This is a genomic window from Phocaeicola sp., assembly GCF_048170425.1.
Taxonomy (GTDB): domain Bacteria; phylum Bacteroidota; class Bacteroidia; order Bacteroidales; family Bacteroidaceae; genus Phocaeicola.
Genome location: NZ_DBEXBB010000235.1, coordinates 1 through 2,506 on the forward strand (window position 1 = coordinate 1; position 2,506 = coordinate 2,506).

Consider the following 2,506-nt stretch of genomic DNA (forward strand, 5'->3'; position numbering starts at 1 on the left):
ATTTCTCTAACGGACAAAACCCACTTACGTGACCTGTTCGATAAGACTAATTTCAATGATGTCAAAGAACTCGATTGTCCCCTTTTTGAAGGACTATTTGATTAAATTTTTAACTCGTCCATTTTTATTGGACACTAATGACGCTGTATGTTACTTTCATCGCTGACAGACGTATTGTTTTCGTGATTGAATTCTTCCACCCAGTTGTTGATATAGTAATTATTGTCAGAGTAATTCTGATACGCATTGATTTCATACGTCAGTCCGTTCTTGAAGCTCTGTCCGAAGTTTACATACGATTTATGTGTGTTGAACGAACCGTATGAGTACGACGCATCCAGAAACCAGTTGCGTTTCTGTTTGTTGGTTACAATGTTGATAACTCCACCCAAGGCATCGGTACCGAATCCTACGGGTACCACGCCTTTGTATACCTCAATGCGTTCGGCAAAATTGACCGGAATATTATTCAGGTCGAAAGCTGTTCCTGCTCCTTCCTGTGGCACCCCGTCGATAAATACTTTTACATGCTTGCCACTGAAGCCGTCGAGCATCAGCTGCATGTCCGAACCTACACCTCCAGACTCGCGCAGTTTCATTCCCGGAAGTTTCTGCAACGCTTCACTCAGGTTTTTGGTAGAGTTCTGTAGTTCACGCGTATCTACAGCCACGGCATTGAAGGCTGAGCGTTTGATACGTCCGACCCCGTTGGAAACGACTACGACTTCATCCAGCTCGGTGACCGAAGGCTTCAAGATTACATTTTGCTTGCTGCGCCCGTCTGCCAGAATTTCCACCTCCTTTTCTACCGTCTTGAATCCGATGGCAGAAACCGTCAGTGTATATTTCCCGGCGGGTGCTTTCAGATGATACAACCCTTTTTCATTGGTTGTACAGCCGTATTGCGTACCTTTCAGGTATACCGTAGCGAAGTCAATGATACTTTTGTCCGAAGAAAGAACTTTCCCGGATAGCAACGCACGGCCTTGTGCGGAAAGAGATAAGACACAGGCACCTGACAATATAAAAAGTATCCCCCATTTTAAGTTCTCGCTTCCCCGCGAAAAAGATAAATGTCTCATTTACTGTAACTCGTATTTTTTATTCAGGACTAATTTTCTGTGTGCAAAATTAAGGCGATTGTCCAGGTGGGGCAATCGCCAAATATGGGTAATTTAGACTATGTATAAATACCTATTTGTAGGTATTGTGTAGGTTGTCCTATGAGGTGTAACAAGTTACAGTTAGAGAGTCTGTATATTATAAGATATGGAAATGCCTCAATGCCTGCATGATACCTTCTTCATCCACTGATGTGGTGATATAATCGGCAGCTGCTTGTATGTGAGGAGCCGCATTTCCCATGGCAATTCCTGTGCCTACATGTTTCAGCATCGGAATATCATTGCCGCCATCGCCAAAAGCCATGGTGTCTTTCAGGTCGATGCCGTAGTAAGCCAACATCTGGTCGATACCGTGACTTTTACTGTTTCCCCGTGCAATGATGTCGGCAAAAACCGGATGCCAGCGCATGGGTTCACAGTGAGTCAGCACTTTTCCAAATATTTCTCCGTCTTTCTCTTCAGGGAAATATCCCATGATTTGCAGAATTTCTTTCTCTCTTGCGGTTTCTATAGGACGGATTTCCGGAATGTCAATTTGAATCAGACGGGCAATCTCTCTGACAGCCTCATCTTCGTAAGTCAGGAACCAGGTATTGTCGTGTACAAACACGAACGGCATTTCCGGATGGTCATGCTGGTACTGGATGAGTCGCTCAATGTCTTCCTGAGGCACACAGCCCTTGTAGATGTCCTCATGATTTGCCGTGAAGCAATGTGCCCCGTTCAGCGTGACATAACCGTCGAAATCCAGTTCACCCACGGCATCCATCATCAGCGTCTTCGGGCGTCCGGTAGCGATAAATACCTTAATCCCTTTTTCTCTCAAAAGTCGCAGGGCTTCGCGGGTAGACTCCGGTACGGTGTGAGTCTGGAAAGATACTAATGTTCCGTCAATATCAAAGAATATCGCTTTTATCATTTTTCGGGTATTAAAAGTCCGTGCAAAGATAATGAATAAAAGAGACTACAGAAGAACAACCCTCCCTATTTATAGCACAATTGACACAGAACTCCTAAATGTGGTGAGAATTATATTATACGGATTAACATCAATCAAAATCTGAGTTATCCCCCGAGAATAATAGGTTGAGTAACCTTAATAAAGAAAAAGGCTATCCCTATTTAAGATAGCCTCTTTAAATTTCTTATTATCCTGTAATTTTACCCTAAAAGCCCTCAGCAACGATTAGGAGTTTCCCAGATTTTTGTTCCCTTACACTGAAGGCCAATCCACAAATCGCCACATTTTACCTTAAAATTTCCTTTTTCCAGTCTCCATTTCCATCATACCCCACAAAAAAACAAGTCACTTGTCCTAATCTTTATCACGACATTTTTTGACAAAAGAAAAACTTTCAAAAAATTACGAAGGCGTATATTTT

General features: G+C 42.9%; 1 protein-coding gene and 2 pseudogenes. 1 reads left to right on the forward strand and 2 read right to left on the reverse strand.

Features of this window, described 5'->3' with window-relative positions; translation table 11 throughout:
* Positions 1-105: pseudogene (locus ACMJ0U_RS09395) on the forward strand (IS4 family transposase); the annotation flags it as partial.
* Positions 106-188: 83 nt separating this feature from the next.
* Here ACMJ0U_RS09395 and ACMJ0U_RS09400 read toward each other — a convergent pair.
* Together ACMJ0U_RS09400 and ACMJ0U_RS09405 are read right to left on the reverse strand one after the other, a co-directional pair.
* Positions 189-1,082, reverse strand: a pseudogene (locus tag ACMJ0U_RS09400) (carboxypeptidase-like regulatory domain-containing protein); the annotation flags it as partial.
* A gap of 178 nt (positions 1,083-1,260) precedes the next feature.
* Positions 1,261-2,043, reverse strand: a complete 783-nt coding sequence (locus ACMJ0U_RS09405; RefSeq protein WP_417129707.1) for a Cof-type HAD-IIB family hydrolase — start codon at positions 2,041-2,043, stop codon at positions 1,261-1,263.
* Between the last annotated feature and the right edge of the window lie 463 nt (positions 2,044-2,506).

Coding starts and splice junctions, on each gene's coding strand:
- ACMJ0U_RS09405 (WP_417129707.1), bottom strand. CDS start 2,043: ATGATAAAAGCGATATTCTTTGATATTGACGGAACATTAGTATCTTTC.